Origin of the sequence: Shewanella sp. Isolate11, from assembly GCF_022398315.1 — a bacterium.
In the GTDB taxonomy this organism is placed as follows: Bacteria; Pseudomonadota; Gammaproteobacteria; order Enterobacterales; family Shewanellaceae; genus Shewanella.
Genome location: NZ_JAKEVF010000005.1, coordinates 259,539 through 276,072, shown reverse-complemented (window position 1 = coordinate 276,072; position 16,534 = coordinate 259,539). Strand labels below are relative to the sequence as shown.

Below are 16,534 nucleotides of genomic sequence, written 5' to 3'. Positions count from 1 at the left end.
AGATGAAACTCATTTGGGTTGTATGGTTAAGTGACTAAGCGTATACGGTGGATGCCTTGGCAGTCAGAGGCGATGAAGGACGTAGTAACTTGCGAAAAGCGTTGGCGAGCTAGTAACAAGCATTTGAGCTAACGATGTCCGAATGGGGAAACCCGGCACCATAAGGTGTCATTCTTAACTGAATACATAGGTTAAGGAGGCGAACGAGGGGAACTGAAACATCTAAGTACCCTTAGGAAAAGAAATCAACCGAGATTCCCCTAGTAGCGGCGAGCGAACGGGGATTAGCCCTTAAGTCATTGGGGTGTTAGTGGAATGTGTTGGAAAGCACGACGGTACAGGGTGATAGTCCCGTACACGAAAACTAACCGATGATGAAAACGAGTAGGACGGGACACGTGACATCTTGTCTGAACATGGGGGGACCATCCTCCAAGGCTAAATACTCCTGACTGACCGATAGTGAACCAGTACCGTGAGGGAAAGGCGAAAAGAACCCCTGTGAGGGGAGTGAAATAGAACCTGAAACCGTATACGTACAAGCAGTGGGAGCGGTTCTTGAGACCGTGACTGCGTACCTTTTGTATAATGGGTCAGCGACTTACATTTTGTAGCAAGGTTAAGCGAATAGCGGAGCCGTAGGGAAACCGAGTGTTAACTGCGCGTTTAGTTGCAAGGTGTAGACCCGAAACCCGGTGATCTAGCCATGGGCAGGTTGAAGGTTGAGTAACATCAACTGGAGGACCGAACACACGTATGTTGAAAAATGCGGTGATGACTTGTGGCTGGGGGTGAAAGGCCAATCAAACCGGGAGATATCTGGTTCTCCTCGAAAGCTATTTAGGTAGCGCCTCGAGCGAATACCATTGGGGGTAGAGCACTGTTAAGGCTAGGGGGTCATCCCGACTTACCAACCCTTTGCAAACTCCGAATACCAATGAGTACTACTCGGGAGACACACGGCGGGTGCTAACGTCCGTCGTGAAAAGGGAAACAACCCAGACCATCAGCTAAGGTCCCAAAGTTATTGCTAAGTGGGAAACGATGTGGGAAGGCTTAGACAGCTAGGATGTTGGCTTAGAAGCAGCCATCATTTAAAGAAAGCGTAATAGCTCACTAGTCGAGTCGGCCTGCGCGGAAGATTTAACGGGGCTAAGCAATACACCGAAGCTATGGGTACAYACTTTTGTRTGTGCGGTAGAGGAGCGTTCTGTAAGCCGTTGAAGGTGAAGGGGTAACCCACGCTGGAGGTATCAGAAGTGCGAATGCTGACATGAGTAACGATAATGGGGGTGAAAAACCTCCACGCCGAAAGACCAAGGGTTCCTGTCCAACGTTAATCGGGGCAGGGTGAGTCGACCCCTAAGGCGAGGCCGAAAGGCGTAGTCGATGGGAAACAGATTAATATTTCTGTACTTCTGCTAACTGCGATGGAGAGACGGAGAAGGCTAGGCTAGCGCGGCGTTGGTTGTCCGCGTTTAAGATTGTAGGTGGTGTACTTAGGCAAATCCGGGTACACATACACTGAGAGTTGACGACGAGGTTCTACGGAACTGAAGTAGTTGATGCCATGCTTCCAGGAAAATCTTCTAAGCTTCAGGTTAGCAGGAATCGTACCCCAAACCGACACAGGTGGTCGGGTAGAGAATACCAAGGCGCTTGAGAGAACTCGGCTGAAGGAACTAGGCAAAATGGTACCGTAACTTCGGGAGAAGGTACGCTGCTGTTGGTGATGGGACTTGCTCCCTAAGCTGACGGCAGTCGCAGATACCAGGTGGCTGCAACTGTTTATCAAAAACACAGCACTGTGCAAAATCGCAAGATGACGTATACGGTGTGACGCCTGCCCGGTGCCGGAAGGTTAATTGATTGGGTTATCTTCGGAGAAGCTCATGATCGAAGCCCCGGTAAACGGCGGCCGTAACTATAACGGTCCTAAGGTAGCGAAATTCCTTGTCGGGTAAGTTCCGACCTGCACGAATGGCGTAATGATGGCCACGCTGTCTCCAGCCGAGACTCAGTGAAGTTGAAATTGCGGTGAAGATGCCGTATACCCGCGGCTAGACGGAAAGACCCCGTGAACCTTTACTATAGCTTGGCACTGAACATTGACCCTACATGTGTAGGATAGGTGGGAGACTTTGAAGCGGGAACGCCAGTTCTCGTGGAGTCAACCTTGAAATACCACCCTTGTAGTGTTGATGTTCTAACTCTGGCCCCTGAATCGGGGTTGAGGACAGTGCCTGGTGGGTAGTTTGACTGGGGCGGTCTCCTCCCAAAGAGTAACGGAGGAGCACGAAGGTTGGCTAAGTACGGTCGGACATCGTACGGTTAGTGCAATGGCATAAGCCAGCTTAACTGCGAGACATACACGTCGAGCAGGTGCGAAAGCAGGTCATAGTGATCCGGTGGTTCTGAATGGAAGGGCCATCGCTCAACGGATAAAAGGTACTCCGGGGATAACAGGCTGATACCGCCCAAGAGTTCATATCGACGGCGGTGTTTGGCACCTCGATGTCGGCTCATCACATCCTGGGGCTGAAGTCGGTCCCAAGGGTATGGCTGTTCGCCATTTAAAGTGGTACGCGAGCTGGGTTCAGAACGTCGTGAGACAGTTCGGTCCCTATCTGCCGTGGGCGTTGGATGATTGAAGGGAGCTGCTCCTAGTACGAGAGGACCGGAGTGGACGAACCGCTGGTGTTCGGGTTGTYATGCCAATRGCATTGCCCGGTAGCTACGTTCGGAATCGATAACCGCTGAAAGCATCTAAGCGGGAAGCGAGCCCTAAGATGAGTCATCCCTAGACCTTTAAGGTYTCTAAAGAGCCCTGTACTAATGACTCGTGAGGCTTAACCATACAACCCTAATGGGTTTTACCGGAAATGAGTCCAATCATTTCTCGGCACTTCCTCCATCCATGGAGGTCGTGATGGTGATACTTGAACAAAAGAATACAGGCACTTGATTGAGTGTGACTCAAATTTAAAACAGCTTTCTAAATTTTACTATTTTGGTTAATTACGCAGGTAATTGTTTGGCTGACAAAGCCGTAACGAGCGAAGCGCGGAGTGTACTTTAGTACATGAGCACTGTACCGAGGAAACAATGCCGTCAGACGGACAATTAACCAGTAAGAATTTGTCTGGAAACCATAGCATTGTGGCCCCACCTGATCCCATCCCGAACTCAGAAGTGAAACGCAATCGCGCCGATGGTAGTGTGGGGTCTCCCCATGTGAGAGTAGGTCATTTCCAGGCGCCTAATTTAGTATCCCGCGTGAGCGTTTTACTAAAGGAGCGGTAGTTCAGTTGGTTAGAATACCGGCCTGTCACGCCGGGGGTCGCGGGTTCGAGTCCCGTCCGCTCCGCCAATTACATCGAAGCCTCGTCAGAAATGACGGGGCTTTTTTGTATTTGGAGCATAGGCAGAGTGGTGGTCAGTGGATTGAGCTTCTCTTTAGAATTTAATTTAGACACGATGGCCTCTCACGCCGGAGACGCGGGTTCACTCTTGCAAAATCATGTCCGCTCCGCCAATGATATCGAAGCCTCGTCAGAAATGACGAGGCTTTTTTGTATTTGGGAGAAAGCAGTTTGGCGCTTAGTTACATTTTTCACTGCTAATGGTTGCTTCAACTTTTTCTGCTGGTGAGGCTTTAATATCTTTGTGCATTGCTGAGAACTCAGTTTGTTGTACCTGACTATTTTAACTGTGGCATAATCGCTAATCACCGATGTGGGATTAGATGATGAATACGGTTGTTAGATTGAGTTTTAATTAGGTAAATAACTTTTGCACAAGCACTTCCAATACATTTCACTTCGAATATTCATACCGACTGTATGCGTATTAGTGTTTGCTGTGTTTTTGCTGTCATCCTATATGCTCGAGCGTAAAGAACAACGTAGCATTTTGTATCAGAATAAGACTGTAGTGTTATCTAAACAGCTTATGAGGATGAATTATCTAATTTCTGAGTCATCAGAGAGATTGAATTTCTCTCGGGTTGAAGAGGAAATCGCTTTGGTGAGTAGTGATATGCAGATGGTCGTTTATACACTGATCGATCATGAAGGCTATATCGATTTTGCTAATCATGCTGTGTGGCAAGATAGTTCTGCGAGTCTGGTAATTGATGGTTATGACGAAGAATATCACCGTGACGCAGTAAGCAGCAGTACACCAGTTGTTCGGTTTAATCCGCAGCGTGAGTCGATTCAAGCCTATTTTCCCATTGTGCCTCTGGTATCTAATCTTTCGATTGAAAAACCTGAAATTATATACTTAGAGTATGATCTTTCTCCTGCGCTTTCTCACTCTGATTATCAAGTGATGATGAGTATTTTGCGGATCGGTATTATCGGAGGGGCACTGCTATTATTTTCACTGTATTTAGCTCACAGGTATCTTTTTCGTCCCTTGGGTCTACTTAGTAAACATGCTGCTAATATCAATGAGGAAGATAATAGTTACTCTTCTTTGTCAAGTTGCTTCTCTGAACTAGCGTCTCTTACAACTAATTTGTCGATTTTCAAAACTCAGTATCTTAACGGAGCAAAGCAGTTAAGGGATAGTGAGCAGCGTTGGCTGTTTGCGGTTGAAGTTTCCCGAAATGGCATCTGGGATTGGGATATTACAACTAATACGCTTTTTCTATCTGATCGCTGGAAAGATATGTTGGGCTATAAACCCGATGAACTGGAGAGTGATTATTCTACGTGGGAAAGCCGTTTACATCCTGAAGATAAAAAGTCTAGTTTAGATGCACTTAAAGCTTATTTAGCGGGTAAAACGGAAGAGTTTGAAACGGTTCATCGTCTGCGTCATAAACAGGGGCATTATATCTGGGTGCTTGATCGTGGCATGACGGTAGCTTGGGATGATAATGGTAATTCGACTCGGATGATTGGCACCTTATCCGATGTTAGCGAAGATGTACGTAATCAGAAAACTGCCTCACACTTGGTGAAACATGATCCTTTAACTGACTTAGCCAATAGACGTGCGCTGATGGATGCACTTTACGAGCTAGGTTCTGCTCCTGGAAATTGTGCGGCTTTATTCCTACTTGATTTAGATAATTTTAAGATAGTTAATGATGCGTTGGGGCACCATGGCGGTGATCGGCTGCTAATTCAGATAGCGGCTCGGCTTTCAAGTTATTTTGCATCTGATGCGCTAATCGCCCGCTTAGCTGCAGATGAATTTGTGGTATTGGTTAAACGTCTGCCGCAAGATCCTATTTTAGCTAAACGCCGCGCTCAGGCGTTGGCTAGTCAGACTCGTCAATTGATTGGCCGTAGTTTTAATATCAGTGAACATAGTTTTAATCTGTCGACAAGTATTGGTATTGCCATCATAGATCATGCTGAAAAGCTGCTGCCTGAACAACAGGTTAAGCGAGCATATTTAGCGTTGCAACAAGCTAAGGATAAAGGACGTGATCGTTTCATTGTGTACAGTAAGGGAATGGATGCAAAGGCCGAGCGTAGCTTGCTGATCCGAACAGAGTTGGCTCGCGCCATCGAAGCAGAACAATTGAGCTTAGTGTATCAACCCTTGTTAAACCGAAAGGGGGAGATAGCCTCAGTGGAAGCGCTGTTGCGTTGGAATCATCCTCAACATGGTGCAATTTCTCCTGCAGAGTTTATTCCTATTGCCGAGGGCAGTGGCCTGATTATTGAAATTGGACATTGGGTATTGCTAGAAGCTTGTCGTTTTATTCGGGCATTAGAGGCCCAAGGGCTTGAGGCTCCTATGGTGTCTATCAATGTCAGTGCACGGCAATTTAATCAGCATGAATTTCCACAGATGCTTTTAGAATTGTTGCGACATGAGAAAGTTGCGCCGCAGAAAATCGAGTTAGAGCTTACTGAATATGCATTATTGACCGATCTTCAGTTGGTAAGAGAATCAATGCAGGTATTGCGCGATTCGGGAGTCAGTATTGCAGTTGATGACTTTGGTACTGGCTATAGTTCTTTGAGTTATATTCAAGGCTTACCACTCACTCGGCTTAAGCTTGATGCCAGCTTTATTCGTGAGATGGGAAGTCATGAGTCCTCTGGAGCGATAGTGAAGGCAATGATCGATATGGCGCACGGATTAGATTTAAAATTTGTTGCTGAAGGCGTCGAAATCCAATCTCAATACGAACAGCTCATGGAGTATCAATGTGACTTGTTCCAGGGCTATCTATTCTATCGGCCGTTGGCTGCAGATAAACTCCGTTCGATTTTGCTTGTTCAAGCTCAGGTTAATATGAGCCTGACTAGCTCAGTAATGTGAGCTAAAGAACGCGTCTAAACGGCTTAACGCTTCATCTCTAACCGCATCCTTTTCGATAAATATTTCATGGCGGGCATTGGCTATGGTTACTAATTTGCAGTGCTCGCTGATGGCGCGTGTCTGAGCATTATTATCAACAATCGAATCATATTCTGCCTGTAAAATTAGGATTGGTGTGGTCGATTGTTGAGCCGCAATAAGGGCTTTGCGACTGGCGATAATGGCTTGCTGCAGCCAGTGGTTGGTGGGTGAGCCAAGTTGTAATTCAGGTCTCTGCTGATAGAGCATGCGAAACTGCTGATAGCGAACCTGGCTATGGGTCAGCTCATTTTGCTCAAATACTGCTGGATGATAATTTTTGCCGCCTATAACGAAATTAGGCTCCTTTGCCGAACCATTATCCAACAGCTTAGCTAGCCAGTATATAAAGTGGGGATGTATCGGCAAACGTATCCCGTACATAGGTGCACTCAACACCGCAGCTTTAAAAGTCTTCGGTGCTCGTTTTAGGTATAGGGTGGCAATGGCACTTCCCATTGAGTGGCCAAGCAGAAATAGTGAAGTGTGTGCCGCTGGAGTCACTACTGTATCGATAAAATATTCAAAATCATCAATATAATCTTCAAACTTACCAACATGTCCCTGATGTGGATTGGTGGTGAGGCGACTGGATAAGCCCTGACCACGATGATCGACGGCATAAACGCTATAGCCTAAATGGTAGAGATCGAAAATAGTTTCTTTGTACTTTAAGTAGGATTCAATTCGTCCGCTGCTGATCACTATGGCTTTATCAGATTGAGGATGATTTATGTAGCAATAGGCTAATGAAATATCAGCAGAGATTGGCAACTTGGCTTGTGTTACTTGATGCCAAAACTGGTTTAGGCGCTTTTCATCATATTGTGACTCCGAAGAAAAGTGCATCTGGGGATTGATATCAGTATTGACGTCAGTAGACATGAAATTATCAAGGCTGAGTTGAGATGTTGCTCAGTGTAGCATGGATTAATTTTGGCTTACGAGCGATGAGTTGATAACAAACTCATCGCTCGTTCTTTCTTTTGGCTTAGTTCACATAGCCGATGTTATTTAGCTGCTTGTTCGGCAATAAAGTCATCGATTTGTTGTTCTAATAGCTCCATTGGTACTGAGCCATTGGCGAGAACGGCATCGTGGAAGGCGCGAATATTAAACTTCTCGCCCAAGGCTTGTTCTGCCTTATGACGTAGGCGTTTGATGGTTAGCTCACCAATTTTGTATGACAATGCTTGACCTGGCCAAGTGATATAGCGGTCTATTTCAGTGGTGACGTTATGCATTGAAAGTGCGGTGTTATTGGCCATGAAGTCGAGTGCTTGTTGACGAGACCAACCTTTTGCATGCATACCGGTATCGACCACTAAACGCGCAGCACGCCACATTTCGTAAGTTAATCGACCAAAATTGCTATAAGGATCTTTATAGAAACCCGCTTCCAAACCTAAGTGTTCGCTGTAAAGTCCCCAACCTTCACCAAAGGCCGAGATATAGCTGTAGCGCCGGAAATTAGGTAATGAAGTGAGCTCTTGATTTAACGAGATTTGTAGATGGTGACCTGGAACCGCTTCATGTAGGGTTAATGCTTCCATCTCATACAGAGGGCGCTTATCTAATGCGTAGGTATTCACCCAGTAATAGCCGGGTTCATCATCACGATTAGAGCCAGAGTAGCGGCCAGTGGTGTATTTCGGTGCAATTTCTAATGGCACCTCTTGGATACCATAGGGCTTTCTTGGCAGTTTACCGAAATACTTAGGCAAAATAGCATCGGCTTTTTTAGCGATATAAGACGCATACTCCAACAGTTCTAGTGGTGTTTTAGGGTAGAACTGAGGATCGGTACGCAGGAATTTTAGGAAGGCAGCAAAGTCGCCTTCAAAGCCGACTTTATCGATAACCGCCTGCATTTCTGCGCGAATACGTTTGACCTCTTTGAGTCCTAACTCATGAACCTCATCGGCCGTCATATTGAGCGTGGTGAAATAGCGTACGCGATTTTCATAATATTCACGACCATCAGGGAGCGTCGAGGCACCAATCGTGGTGCGAGCTCCCGGAATATATTCTTTGGTCATGAAATCAAAGAAAGCCTGGTAGGTCGGCATAACGGTATTTGCAACCAGATCCTTGCCTTGCTCTGTGAGTTGCTGTTTTTCTTGTTTGCTAAAATGTTTTGGATAGTGAGTAAATGGTGCGAAATAGCCACTTTCTTCTACGGGTACAATAAAGGCGCTGATACTGTCTTCGAAACCATTTAGGGTCACTTTAGGCGCTGTGATCCCTGAGGCTAACCCCAGCTTTAGCCAGTAGGTTTGTTGGGCAAAATAAGTAGGCAATGCCTTTAATTTGGCAATATAGTTTTGATAATCTTCTTGAGTATTAAAACGCCCTTTAGCAATAGAGGCGATATAGGCATGAAAGCCGCTCTCAGAAGAGATAGGTAGGTAATGTTCTTTGTAGTGATACTGATCGACACTGTTTTGTAGTTGATATTGCAGGATTTGGGCGTTGATCTTGTCTTCTTTATTGAGCTTGCTTGTATCGAGTTGTTTTAGCTCATTAAGCAACTTGAGCTCTTTAGTATCCATATTGGCTAACGACTCTGGAGATAAGTCGACTAATTTTCCCGCCGCTTGCTTATTACCGTTGGAATAGGCCAAATCTGGGCTAGCATCTACTCGCAGTTGCCATGCTCTATCGATATAGCTTTGTAATTGTTGATGTTCGGTGCTAGTTGATGCTGTGGTTGGTTGAGCCGTTGGATCTTGTGGCGCTGACTGATTAACTTGGCAAGCACTGAGGCTTAAAACTAGCAGGCAAGGTACAAATTGCTTGTACATGAACTATCCCTTTAATTGTCATTATTAGTGTTAAATCATTATGCAGAATCCTATAGGTCTCGTCATTAGCCGATTTGGTCGATTTTTTACATAGACACATATTGTTGCAAACAAATTTGAAACAAATTGCCCTTGCCACTAATTATGCGTATAAACAAACGAGGCATGTTATAATCAAAACAATAGTCGTGTGGCAGCAATATTTTAAAAGGGGTTAAATATGATTGATACATCCATACCTTTAGTCGATTTACACCGTCATCTCGATGGTAATGTTAGGGTGGAAACAATCTGGGAGTTAGGCCATCAACATAATATTGCATTGCCATCGGATACACTTGAGGGTTTAGCGCCTTTTGTGCAGATCCAAGGCAAAGAGTCGAGTCTGGTCGCTTTCTTGAAAAAACTCGATTGGATGGTCGCGGTATTGGCCGATCTCGATGCGGTGAAGCGTGTTGCCTATGAAAATGTCACCGATGCGGCTCAGTCGGGTTTAGATTATGCCGAATTACGTTTTAGCCCTTATTACATGGCGATGAATCATAAACTGCCGTTGGAAGCGGTGGTTGAAGCGGTAGTCGATGGTGTTAAGGCTGGAACAAAAGCGTTTGATGTCAAAATTAATTTGATTGGTATCATGTCGCGTTCATTTGGTCAGCAAGCCTGTATGCAGGAACTCGATGCTTTGCTATCGCATAAGCAACATTTGGTTGCGATGGATCTGGCTGGCGATGAGATTGGCTTTCCTGGAGCGCTGTTTAATGATCATTTTAAAAAGGTTCGAGATGCCGGATTAGCGATTACCGCCCATGCTGGAGAAGCCGCGGGCGCAGAAAGCATGTGGCAAGCCATTGAGCAGCTTGGCGCGACCCGAATTGGTCATGGGGTGAATGCCATTCACGACCCGAAATTAATGGAGTACCTTGTTAAACATAAAATAGGTATCGAGTCTTGCCCGACGAGTAACTTGCATACTTCTACAATCAGCGATTATCAGACTCATCCGCTGCGAACTTTTATGGATGCTGGAGTGATGATAGGACTAAATACCGATGACCCAGGTGTCAGTGCAATAGATATTAAACACGAGTATCGAGTGGTGCAGCAAGAGATGGGGCTGAGTGATGCACAATTAAGTGTGCTGCAGCGAAATGGCGTTGAAATGGCCTTTATTTCTGATGCCGAGCGTAAGGCGCTTTACGCGAGCAAAGTCTAATATTCAGTATTACAACGCTTATTTCTGATAAGACAGCAACAAAAAAGCCGATGAATCATCATCGGCTTTTTATGGATAATCCGCAGGATTAAGGGATTAAATAACGCGCGAGAACTGTTGCTGACGCGCTTTTTCGCGGTAATAGATATCGAAGCAGATACAGATATTACGGATCAATAGTCGACCGGTGTCGCCTACGGTGATCTTTCTATCAGTAATATCGACTAACTTGTCGTCGACAAAAGTCTGTAGCAATTTGAGATCTTCGGCAAAGTACTCTTCGAAAGTAATGCCAAGCTGTTCGTCAATCTTAGCCATATCCAAATCGAAATGACAGATAAGCTGCTTAATTACCACACGACGAATTTCGTCATCGCGATTCAACTTACAGCCTTTCCATAAAGCGTGGCCTTTCTCATCTACAGACTCGTAGTATGGACGAATATCTTTTTGGTTTTGTGCATAGCAATCGCCGATTTGGCTGATTGATGACACGCCTAAACCGAGTAGGTCACACTCTTCCTGGGTGGTATAACCTTGGAAGTTACGGTGTAGTCGGCCTTCATTTTGCAAAATAGACAGTTCATCGTCAGGCTTAGCAAAGTGATCCATACCGATATACTGATAACCCGCACCAGTTAAGGTCTCGATAGTCTGATGCAGCATCTCTAGCTTCTGTTGTGGCGAAGCTAAATCTTCATCTTTAATCTTACGCTGCGCTGCGAAACGTGCAGGCAAGTGAGCGTAGTTGAATACCGATAAACGGTCTGGTGACAGATCTAACACACGCTGCATGGTTTCAGCGAAGGTCTCAGGCGTCTGATGTGGTAGACCATAGATCAAATCGATGTTAGTCGATACGAATCCCATCTCTTTGGCTTTGGCCATTAGATCGAAAATGAACTGTTCATCTTGCTCACGGTTAACCGCAACTTGCACCTTTTTATTGAAGTCTTGTACACCGATAGAGATACGGTTGAAGCCGGCTTCTTTTAGGGTGTCTAACATAGACAGTTCGATTTCACGTGGGTCGACTTCGATAGAGTATTCGCCAACTTCAGCAATATTGAAGTGTTCACGTAGTAGTGCTGACAAACGTAAGATCTGCTCAGGACTTAAGAAGGTTGGTGTTCCACCGCCCCAGTGAATCTGTGTTACTAGATAATCTTTAAATAGTGGTGCGCGTTTTACGATCTCGGCAGCCAGATATTCAATATATTGGTCAGCCTTATGCTGATGACGAGTGATCACCTTATTACAGCCACAGTAGTAACAAAGCTTGGCGCAAAATGGGATATGCAAATACAGTGACAGCTTGTCACTCTTACTATTTTTAATCGAAGTAAGTAGATCGTTTTCGGTGAAAGAATCGTCAAACTCCAATGCGGTCGGATAAGAGGTGTAACGAGGACCGCTGTAATTATACTTTTCGATCATTGACTGATCCCAACTAATTTGGGTGGGCTGCTTCAAGGCGTGTCCTCCGAAGGTGGTAAATTAGCAACAAGCGAAGTATGCAATGTTATTGGATGAATAACATTGATCCATGTTGCAAAATAGCACTGCAGTTTATGATAGCTGGTGACTATCCTTGAATTTAGCCCAATTGTCTGTGGCAGATGGCCAATTTTGTGCGCGTACTCACGCCTTGTGATTAGTTAACGTGAGCGGCGTAATCTTTTAGGATTTGTTGGACTTCTTGATTGATGTCGGCTTCTAAGGCGGCTTCAGATTTCATTCTGGCTAAATCGAGCTTCATGCGTTGCTGTTTTTCGAGTGCCTTACGTTGTTCCATTATGGGATGGGTTTTGATGACATCGAAATGTTTAAATAGCGCAGGGTAGTGAGCACTGACCTCTGCTGTTTTGCCTAAAATGTCGAACAGCTTACCGATCCGCATGACGCCTTCAGACAACTCACAGCGTTCTTCAAGCATTGCTGCGGCGATATAGTGGATATTCCCGAGTAATTCATTTTCGTGGACGAGCTGAGCTGCTTGTTGAGCGGCAATTTTTGCTTGTTGCTGCTTTGTCTGTTGTTTGAGTTTAAGTAGCAGGTGGGTTGCATAGGCTGCGAGTGCAACAATGATGATAGCGCCAAGAATAATTACAGGAGTTGTCATAATGCTGTCCACAAATTTGGGGGAGAGTTAAAACAGTAATGGCATCGAAATTGATGCCATCAGGGGAGTAAGCGAGGGTTTAGTCTTTGCTTTGGTAATCTTTAAGCAGATCGGCACCAGATTCAAACTTCTCGAGCAGATCATCATCTGAGCTAATCGTGGTCTTCATCACGTGATCGAGGTCATCTGCTTCACTGATACCAAGGCGATCCATTAAACGTTCAATCTCGGTTAGCTGCTTTTCAAGCCATTGTTGATCGGTTGCATTGAGTTCACGTCCTTCTTCTAGCATATCCAGCAGCGAGTTAAGACGTGGATCTTCCTCGAGCTTTAATAATTTCTGTTCATCGTTCAGCTTAAGTGCCTTAGGTTTTTGCTCTACTGGCTTAGCTTCAGGTAGGTTAAGCGCAATCGGCTTTTTGCTTCCATGACGAGGATCTTTTGTTTGCGCGCCGCCGGCTTGCTTTTGTTGGATCTGTTTTTCGTTATGACGGCTACCCGCTTTATTGCCCGAATTTTGCTTTTTACCAGAAACCACGCGTTCTTCTTTCTTGGTTCTTGGTGCTCTTTTTGGCGCATTTTCATTGATTTTGCGCGTTTTCTTACGGGACATAACAATAATCTCAACTACAAAAAATCGTGAACTTATCTGATTAGGAAGAGATAAGTGAACTTGGGTCGCGTGTTATACCAGATCCTGGTGGTTTTTGCACCAAAATCAGATCATTTGATGCGAATAATAGCCTAAAGCCTGCGTGTTGCGCTAGATATTGAAAAGTGGCGCGTTGATAAAAACTCACATGGGTGAGGTTGTTCTTATGATGCCACTTGGCAAAGCCGTTTAACTCAGTAATGAGTTGGGTATTGATAGCAATCCAGCCACCGGGTTTTAGAATCGAGCAAAGCAATTGCCACTCTTTACTCGGCAAACGAAAATGCTCAAACACTTTATAGCAGCTAATAAAGTCGTATTGCTGTTTTAGCAGGCTATGATCGGCTGCAAAAAAAGGATCATATTGCAGTAGGTGATGACCGCGCTGTCGTAGTGCCTCTATCGTAGAGGAATTAACCAATCGACCGAAGTTTAAACCAAGCAGTGGATTTGGATTTAATTGCTCAACTTGAGTGACTAAGCTTGAGATCAGTTGCTGCATGGGTTTGTGTTTATTATTCGCTGCGCGATATTTGCTTAATTCGGCATCGGGGGGCAGGTAAGAACTGGCATCGGCAAATAACAGCATGCAGACTTTACAGCGATGTATAGTGCGTTTTCTATCTTGGTAAAATGGGCCTGTCTTATCGCTGCTACATAAGGGACATCTGCGCATGAATGGGAAAGCACTCTTTATGAAGATTGAATTAGTTTACAACGACAAATAAAAAAAGGCGACAGTACACTGTCGCCTTCCAAAAAGTACCAAAGGTACTCAATTCTGATTCCAAGTATCCATACTTGCTATGCGACTTTCCCAGTCGGATTCCATCTTATTTTTTAGCTGCTTTCCTTGCATATTTTATCGTTTTCGGTCTTCCCGACACTTTCTTGATATCCCTGTTGCCTTCCTGACCACAGCTTCCGTAGATGGTCTTCATGACACATCACAATCCATATCGTCTTCTATGACGCCAAATAAACCATCCTTGTCATTGATGTAACATTCAGCAGTAAACAGTCAAACTGTTTTTCTGAACCTGTAAGGCAGAGTGCTATATAGCGTATTGGCCTTCCTAACCAAATTTCCTTACATAAAAGTGTACGACCTGACTTCAAATTTGAAGTACGACTCATTGTTATTTTTGTGAGTGGTCAAAAATTATTATTATTATGTCTTTCTTTATTCTTATATCTTAAATGATTTTACATACTGAAATCTGTTTAATGTTATTGGCTCGTTTTTATTTAAACAGTTGGGTTTACCTCAGTACGGGCATAATTAAACCTAATTATGTGATCCATGTCAAGCGTGTATTTCATCTAGTTTACGTTAACGTAAGGCTTGAGTAGTAAAAAAGGCGACGTAGGCCGCCTTTTGCATTGAGTTTACTTACTTACTTAATGCTTGAAATATATTTAGATAACGCTTCCATGTCTTCAGCGGTCAGTTTTTTAGCCACATCTTGCATCATGCCATTTAAGTCATTATTACGAGTTGCGCTATGAAACTTATTCAATTGGATCTTAATGTAGTTAGCATGTTGGCTAGCAAGAGCTGGAAAGCCTGCTGCTTCGTTACCTTGGCCGGTAGGGCCATGGCATGCGATACATGCAGTGATACCACGCACTGGGTCACCACCTTTGTACAATTGCTCACCGAGTGGAGGAACATCTGTAGCCGCATTTTCATTATGCTTTTGCGAAGCGAAGTAAGCCGCTAAATCGTCAATATCCTGATCACTTAATGCCGCAGCCATAGGGCTCATCATAGGATCGTTACGACCTTCGGCACCACCAGTGTGGGCTGCTTTACGCAGATCATGTAGCTGCTTATTTAAATAAGCTTGGTGTTGCCCTGCAATTTTAGGGTACATGTCTATCATGCTGTTACCATCAACCCCGTGACAGGCAGAACAAATGACAGCTTTAGTCTTTCCCGCTTCAGCATCACCTGCTGCTAGAGCTGGAGTGGATAAGGTGGCTAAAATTGATAGCGCAATAGCGAACTTTTTCATGGCGTTCCAACTTTTAGTTAAATTTTTTGTCCTGAGCTTACGAGAGTGACCTGCAAGCGTGATAAAATATGATTTATGTGATCGGAGTAATATTTTACACGAAATTGTGCAAATGTAAGCAACTCTTCGATATTAAAGCTGAAGAAATAACAAATTTTGGAGTGGGTAGTGACTGATTCTCGTATCGATTTTCGGCAGGCAAAATTTTTGATCAGTGCACCAGATATTGCACATCTCGACGAACACCTTCCGGGTGACGTTGGCGTCGAAATCGCTTTTGCTGGTCGCTCTAATGCTGGTAAGTCGAGTGCTTTGAACCAACTAACAGAGCAAAAGAACTTAGCCCGTACCAGTAAAACACCAGGCCGTACGCAATTGATCAATGTTTTTGCTTTAGATGAACATCGTCGTTTGGTCGATCTACCTGGCTATGGTTTTGCTCAAGTGCCGCTCGCCATGAAGAAAAAATGGCAGCAAGCTCTAGGGCAATATTTGCAGGAGCGAGATTGCTTAAGTGGTTTAGTGGTGCTGATGGATATTCGTCATCCGTTAAAAGATTTAGATATGCAGATGATCGAGTGGGCCGTGGATTGCGATATTCCGGTGCTCGCGCTGCTCACTAAATGCGATAAATTAGCTCAAAGTGCACGAATGAAAACCGTCAATCAAGTGCGCAAAGAGTTAGCCGATTTTGGTGATTCGGTGAAAGTCGAGCCATTTTCATCGTTAAAAGGCACTGGTAAACCTAAGGTATTGAGTATTTTAAATGAATGGTGCCATCCAGATTGGTTGATGGAAGCCTTAGCTGAAGCAAGTGAAGAGTAATATCTACCTTAATCAGGTTTTTAGCTAAAGACGCTGCCTAAATAGGCGGCGTTTTTTATGAATAAAAATCAGATTAAGCTAAGGTTCTGGCCATAAAGCCTGAATTTTTGACAAAAAAAACCGACGGCATTTGCCATCGGTAAATAATTTAGTTCTTTTGGGAAAGCGCTAAATTTAACAAGACTCAAGATCCGTCGACTTAACGATGGCTCTCAACGGTGTGGAGTATACAGCGATAGAGAACACTATTAAAGTATTTGCTCTAAAAATTATTTGGGGCGAAAAAAAGCCCCAGCAACATACATTGCTGAGGCGCCATAATTCGGCTATCACTTTCAATCAGTGAAATAAAAAAGGTTTTAAAGATAGAACATCTTAACCTCTGTACCCTACGCAGAGAATCATATCTTATTGAGCATAATTTGGGAAACTGTTTTTCATAAATTAGGCTAATAATGTGGCTTAACTCAAAAAAATGGTGTTTTCAAACTCATTACTCTTCTTAGATCCTATTTTCCAGCCGTGCGATCG

10 protein-coding genes, 1 tRNA gene and 2 rRNA genes are annotated in these 16,534 nt (G+C 44.4%); 6 read left to right on the top strand and 7 right to left on the bottom strand.

Annotation, left to right across the window (positions count from 1 at the left end; translation table 11 throughout):
* Positions 1-24: 24 nt before the first annotated feature.
* The 4 genes from L1D21_RS13740 (at position 25) to L1D21_RS13725 (ending at position 6,288) form a co-directional block, all read left to right on the top strand.
* A 23S ribosomal RNA gene (locus L1D21_RS13740) occupies positions 25-2,857 on the top strand.
* Positions 2,858-3,141: 284 nt separating this feature from the next.
* A 5S ribosomal RNA gene (gene rrf, locus L1D21_RS13735) occupies positions 3,142-3,257 on the top strand.
* Positions 3,258-3,293: 36 nt separating this feature from the next.
* Positions 3,294-3,370: transfer RNA gene (locus L1D21_RS13730), tRNA-Asp, on the top strand.
* Positions 3,371-3,957: 587 nt separating this feature from the next.
* Complete coding sequence (locus tag L1D21_RS13725) at positions 3,958-6,288, top strand: GGDEF and EAL domain-containing protein (RefSeq protein ID WP_239845834.1); 2,331 nt, start codon at positions 3,958-3,960, stop codon at positions 6,286-6,288.
* Here L1D21_RS13725 and L1D21_RS13720 read toward each other — a convergent pair.
* Together L1D21_RS13720 and L1D21_RS13715 are read right to left on the bottom strand one after the other, a co-directional pair.
* Complete coding sequence (locus tag L1D21_RS13720) at positions 6,277-7,251, bottom strand: alpha/beta fold hydrolase (RefSeq protein WP_239845833.1); 975 nt, start codon at positions 7,249-7,251, stop codon at positions 6,277-6,279. The two genes, L1D21_RS13725 and L1D21_RS13720, sit on opposite strands and share 12 nt — an antisense overlap.
* Before the next feature lie 125 nt (positions 7,252-7,376).
* Positions 7,377-9,170, bottom strand: a complete 1,794-nt coding sequence (locus L1D21_RS13715) for a DUF885 domain-containing protein (RefSeq protein ID WP_239845832.1) — start codon at positions 9,168-9,170, stop codon at positions 7,377-7,379.
* A gap of 220 nt (positions 9,171-9,390) precedes the next feature.
* Between L1D21_RS13715 and add the strand changes: the two genes are divergently transcribed.
* Positions 9,391-10,386: an adenosine deaminase gene (add, locus tag L1D21_RS13710; RefSeq protein WP_239845831.1), complete on the top strand. Its 996-nt coding sequence runs from the start codon at positions 9,391-9,393 to the stop codon at positions 10,384-10,386.
* 96 nt (positions 10,387-10,482) lie between these two features.
* Here the strand turns inward: add and hemN are convergent, their stop codons facing one another.
* From hemN to L1D21_RS13685, 5 genes are all read right to left on the bottom strand, one after another.
* A complete protein-coding gene (gene hemN, locus L1D21_RS13705; protein ID WP_275659003.1) occupies positions 10,483-11,859 on the bottom strand; it encodes an oxygen-independent coproporphyrinogen III oxidase in 1,377 nt (458 codons plus the stop codon).
* A gap of 181 nt (positions 11,860-12,040) precedes the next feature.
* Positions 12,041-12,508 (bottom strand): DUF2489 domain-containing protein, encoded by a 468-nt coding sequence (locus tag L1D21_RS13700; RefSeq protein ID WP_239845829.1) that lies wholly within the window; start codon positions 12,506-12,508, stop codon positions 12,041-12,043.
* Between the two features lie 79 nt (positions 12,509-12,587).
* Positions 12,588-13,121, bottom strand: coding sequence for a Der GTPase-activating protein YihI (gene yihI, locus L1D21_RS13695; RefSeq protein WP_239845828.1), 534 nt, complete (start codon positions 13,119-13,121; stop codon positions 12,588-12,590).
* A gap of 40 nt (positions 13,122-13,161) precedes the next feature.
* Positions 13,162-13,836 carry a class I SAM-dependent methyltransferase gene (locus tag L1D21_RS13690; RefSeq protein WP_239845827.1) on the bottom strand — a complete coding sequence of 225 codons (675 nt, stop codon included), beginning with the start codon at positions 13,834-13,836 and terminating at the stop codon, positions 13,162-13,164.
* Between the two features lie 721 nt (positions 13,837-14,557).
* Positions 14,558-15,178 carry a cytochrome c4 gene (locus L1D21_RS13685; protein ID WP_239845826.1) on the bottom strand — a complete coding sequence of 207 codons (621 nt, stop codon included), beginning with the start codon at positions 15,176-15,178 and terminating at the stop codon, positions 14,558-14,560.
* A 168-nt stretch (positions 15,179-15,346) separates the two neighbouring features.
* On the opposite strand from L1D21_RS13685, the gene yihA reads away from it, so the two are divergent.
* Positions 15,347-16,003, top strand: a complete 657-nt coding sequence (gene yihA, locus L1D21_RS13680) for a ribosome biogenesis GTP-binding protein YihA/YsxC (protein WP_239845825.1) — start codon at positions 15,347-15,349, stop codon at positions 16,001-16,003.
* The last annotated feature ends 531 nt before the right edge of the window (positions 16,004-16,534 follow it).

Excerpts from the sequence above, each read along its gene's own strand:
- add (WP_239845831.1), top strand. The coding sequence starts at position 9,391 with ATGATTGATACATCCATACCTTTAGTCGATTTACACCGTCATCTCGAT.
- L1D21_RS13725 (WP_239845834.1), top strand. The coding sequence starts at position 3,958 with ATGAATTATCTAATTTCTGAGTCATCAGAGAGATTGAATTTCTCTCGG.
- L1D21_RS13685 (WP_239845826.1), bottom strand. The coding sequence starts at position 15,178 with ATGAAAAAGTTCGCTATTGCGCTATCAATTTTAGCCACCTTATCCACT.
- L1D21_RS13700 (WP_239845829.1), bottom strand. The coding sequence starts at position 12,508 with ATGACAACTCCTGTAATTATTCTTGGCGCTATCATCATTGTTGCACTC.
- L1D21_RS13720 (WP_239845833.1), bottom strand. The coding sequence starts at position 7,251 with ATGTCTACTGACGTCAATACTGATATCAATCCCCAGATGCACTTTTCT.
- L1D21_RS13715 (WP_239845832.1), bottom strand. The coding sequence starts at position 9,170 with ATGTACAAGCAATTTGTACCTTGCCTGCTAGTTTTAAGCCTCAGTGCT.
- L1D21_RS13690 (WP_239845827.1), bottom strand. The coding sequence starts at position 13,836 with ATGCGCAGATGTCCCTTATGTAGCAGCGATAAGACAGGCCCATTTTAC.
- yihI (WP_239845828.1), bottom strand. The coding sequence starts at position 13,121 with ATGTCCCGTAAGAAAACGCGCAAAATCAATGAAAATGCGCCAAAAAGA.